Source organism: Pseudomonas sp. 1 R 17 (assembly GCF_900067035.1).
Lineage (GTDB): Bacteria > Pseudomonadota > Gammaproteobacteria > Pseudomonadales > Pseudomonadaceae > Aquipseudomonas > Aquipseudomonas marginalis.
Window position 1 is genome coordinate 1 of the sequence record NZ_FKLB01000014.1, and the last position, 4,218, is coordinate 4,218.

Sequence of the window (4,218 nt, forward strand, 5' to 3'; positions counted from 1 at the left end):
AAATCGAAGCGCGCCTGCTGGAGCACGCGTGGGTCCGTGAGGCTGCCGTGTTGGCGGTCGACGGTAAATACCTGGTGGGCTACCTGGTGCTGCAGGACGCTGGCGATGATTGGCGCGAGGTCCTCGGCGCCCACCTGGCCCAGCACCTGCCGGACTACATGGTCCCGGCACAATGGATGCTGCTGGAGCAAATGCCCTTGAGCCCCAACGGCAAACTCGACCGCAAGGCGCTGCCCAAACCCGAAGCCACCCACCACTACGAGGCCCCGCAAAGTGCCCTGGAGCAGCAGATCGCGGATATCTGGGCCGAGGTGCTGGGCGTCGAACAGGTAGGCTTGAACGACAACTTCTTCGAGCGCGGCGGTGATTCGATCATTTCGATCCAAGTGGTCAGCCGCGCCCGCGCCGCCGGTATCCATTTCACCGCCAAGGCGTTGTTCCAGCACCAGACCGTGCGCAGCCTGGCGCGGGTGGCGCAGTTGCAGGTTGCCCAGGTGTTTGACCAGGGCCCGGTGCAGGGCGAAACGCCGTTGCTGCCGTTCCAGCAGCTGTTCTTCGAGATGGACCTGCCGGAGCGCCACCACTGGAACCAGTCCTTGCTGCTGACGCCACGCGAGCCGGTGCGGGCAGATCGGCTGCAAGCGGCCTTGCACGCCATCGTCCACCACCACGATGGGCTGCGCCTGAGCTTCAGCCAGCCCGCCGAAGGGTGGCGGGCCGAGCATGCAGCCGCCATCCCGGAGGTGTTGTGGCAGGCCGCGGTGGCGGATGCCGACGAACTGGCCGCGCTGTGCGAAAAAGCCCAGCGCAGCCTCGACCTGCAACAGGGGCCCTTGTTGCGTGCGGTGCTTGCCGAACTGGCCGATGGTTCCCAGCGCCTGTTGCTGGTCATGCACCACCTGGTGGTGGACGGCGTGTCCTGGCGGGTGTTCCTCGAGGACCTGCAAAGCCTCTACCGTCAACAGCCGTTGCCGGCCAAGACCTCGTCGTTCAAGGCCTGGGCCGAGCGTTTGCAGGCCCATGCCCGCAGCGAAGCGGTACAGCCGCAAAAACACTTCTGGCTGCAACAGCTCCAGGGCGTGCCTACCGATCTGCCCTGCCGTGATCCCCAAGGCGCGCGTCCTGGCCGCCTGGCGCAGACAGTGGTCAGCCGACTGGACGCCGAGCACACCCGGCAATTACTGCAACAGGCGCCTGCGGCCTATCGCACCCAGATCAACGATCTGCTGCTGACCGCCCTGGCGCGTGTCATCTGCCAGTGGACCGGGCAGGCTTCCAGCCTGATCCAACTGGAAGGCCATGGCCGCGAAGAACTGTTCGAGGATATCGACCTGACCCGCACCCTGGGCTGGTTCACCAGCCTGTTCCCGGTGCGCCTGACCCCGGCCGAATCCCTCGGCGCCTCGATCAAGCAGATCAAGGAGCAACTGCGCGCCGTGCCGGACAAGGGCCTGGGCTTCGGCGCGCTGCGCTACCTCGGCGACGAGGCCACGCGCCAGGCATTCAGCGCATTGCCGGTGCCGCGCATCACCTTCAATTACCTGGGCCAGATCGACGCCAGCTTTGACCAGCCGGACGGTTTGTTTGTACTCGCAGCGGAAAGCGCCGGAGCCGAGCAGAGCCCGGAGGCGCCGCTGGGCAACTGGCTGACCCTCAACGGCCAGGTATTCGGCGGTGAACTGCACATGGGCTGGACCTTCAGCCCGCTGATGTTCGAGGCGTCGCAGATCGATGCCTTGAGCCAGGCCTTCAGCCGTGAGCTGACGGCATTGGTGGAACATTGCTGCACCCCCGGCAACCACGGCGTGACCGCCTCGGACTTCCCGTTGTCACGCCTGAACCAGCAGCAGCTTGAGTCCTTGCCGCTGGCCGCCGATGGGATTGACGACATCTACACCTTGTCGCCCATGCAGCAAGGCATGCTGTTCCACACCCTGTACGAACAGGCCGCCGGCGACTACATCAACCAGATTCGCGTGACGGCCGAGGGCCTGGATGTGGCGCGCTTCCAGCGGGCCTGGGATGCCACGGTGCAGGCCCATGACGTGCTGCGCAGCGGGTTTTTCTGGGAGGGCCAGTTGGAGTGGCCATGCCAGGTGGTGTACCGCGAGGCACGGCTGCCCATCGAACTTCTCGACTGGCGCGCCATGCCGGAGCCGGAGCTGGCGTTGCAAGACCTGCAGCAAGCCCAGCGTCGCCAGGGCTTTGAGCTGGCCAAGGCACCGCTGGTCCGTCTGGTGCTGGTGCGTACCGACGAGCAACGCCATGAGCTGATCTACACAAGCCATCACATCCTGATAGACGGTTGGAGCAATTCGCGACTGTTCGGTGAAGTGCTGCAACGTTACGCCGGCGTGGCAGTGCCCGAAGCGGCAGGACGCTATCGCGATTACATCGGTTGGTTGCAGCAGCGTGATGCCGGTGCGACCGAAACCTTCTGGCGCGAGCAGTTGAGTGCACTGCAAGCGCCGACTCGCCTGGGCCGCAGCCAGCCCATGGCGGCGGACGGGCATGGCGAGCACGCGCTGAGCCTGGATCGCCCCCTGATAGGGCGCCTCGAGGCCTTCGCCCGCAGCCATAAGGTCACGCTCAACACCCTGGTCCAGGCGGCGTGGCTGGTCCTGTTGCAGCGCCATAGCGGGCAGGCGGTGGTGTCGTTCGGTGCCACCGTGGCCGGGCGCCCGGCAGACCTCGTGGGGGTGGAGCAGCAGATTGGCCTGTTCATCAATACCCTGCCGGTGATCTGCGCAGTGGAGGGCGAGCAAACCGTGGCCGACTGGTTGCAAAGGGTGCAGGCGCAGAACCTGGCGTTGCGCGAGCATGAACACACCGGGCTGTACGATATCCAGCGCTGGGCCGGGCAGGGCGGTGAAGCCCTGTTCGACAACATCCTGGTGTTCGAGAACTACCCGGTGTCCAAGGCCCTGGAACAGAGTGGCGGCAGCGGTATCCGTTTTGGCCTGCCGGATTCCCGCGAGCAGACCAACTTCCCGCTGACGGTGCTGGTGGACGTCGGTGACACGCTGTCGGTGCAGTTCAGCTTTGCGCGTGCGCATTTCGACCCGGACACGGTGCAAACCTACGGCCGCCATCTGCTCAACCTGCTTCAAGCCATGCTCAAGGACGGCCAGCAGCGCCTGGGCGAACTGGCGATGCTCGATGTGGCCGAACGCCGGCAAGTGGTACAGGACTGGAACGCCACGGCGCGGGACTACCCGTTGCAGCACTGTGTGCATCAGCTGATTGAACAGCAGGTGACGCGCACGCCGGACGCCACGGCACTGGTATTTGCCGAGCAGCGCTTGAGCTACGCCGAGCTGAACCGCCGCGCCAACTGCCTGGCCCACCGCCTGATCGAGGCCGGCGTAGGGCCGGACGTATTGGTGGGCCTGGCGGTGGAGCGTTCCATCGAGATGGTGGTCGGCTTGCTCGCGGTGCTCAAGGCCGGTGGCGCCTATGTGCCGCTGGACCCGGAATACCCGCGCGAACGCCTGGCCTACATGCTGGAAGACAGCGGGGTGAAACTGCTGTTGACCCAGGCGCACTTGCGTGAACAGCTACCGATTCCCCAAGGCCTGGAAACCCTGGTGCTGGGTGAGTCTGCCTTCGAGGGCTACAGCGACGCCAACCCAGGCATCGCCCTGGACGGTGAAAACCTCGCCTACGTGATCTACACCTCGGGTTCCACCGGCCAACCCAAAGGGGCGGGCAACCGCCATTCAGCCCTGGCCAATCGCCTGCAATGGATGCAGGAAGCCTACCGCCTCGATGTCAGCGACACGGTGCTGCAAAAGACCCCGTTCAGCTTCGACGTATCGGTGTGGGAGTTCTTCTGGCCGTTGATGACCGGCTCGCGCCTGGTGGTCGCCGCGCCGGGGGATCATCGCGATCCGAGCAAACTGGTGCGCCTGATCAATGCCGAGCAGGTCACCACGCTGCACTTTGTCCCGTCGATGTTGCAGGCCTTCCTGCAGGAGCCGACGGTTGCGACTTGCCATACTCTGCACCGCATCGTGTGCAGTGGTGAAGCGTTGCCGGTGGATGCCCAGCAGCAGGTCTTCGCCAAGCTGCCCCAGGCCGGTCTCTACAACCTGTACGGCCCGACCGAAGCCGCCATCGACGTGACCCACTGGACCTGCGTGGACGAAGGCCGCGATGCGGTACCAATTGGCCGCCCGATCGCCAACCTCGGCTGCTATATCCTCGACAGCCACTTTG

The 4,218-nt window shown here is 65.2% G+C and carries 1 protein-coding gene; it reads left to right on the plus strand.

Annotation, left to right across the window (positions count from 1 at the left end; translation table 11 throughout):
• The coding region (locus BFP99_RS01765) for a condensation domain-containing protein (protein ID WP_065946536.1) at positions 1–4,218 on the plus strand (4,218 nt) is incomplete at both ends.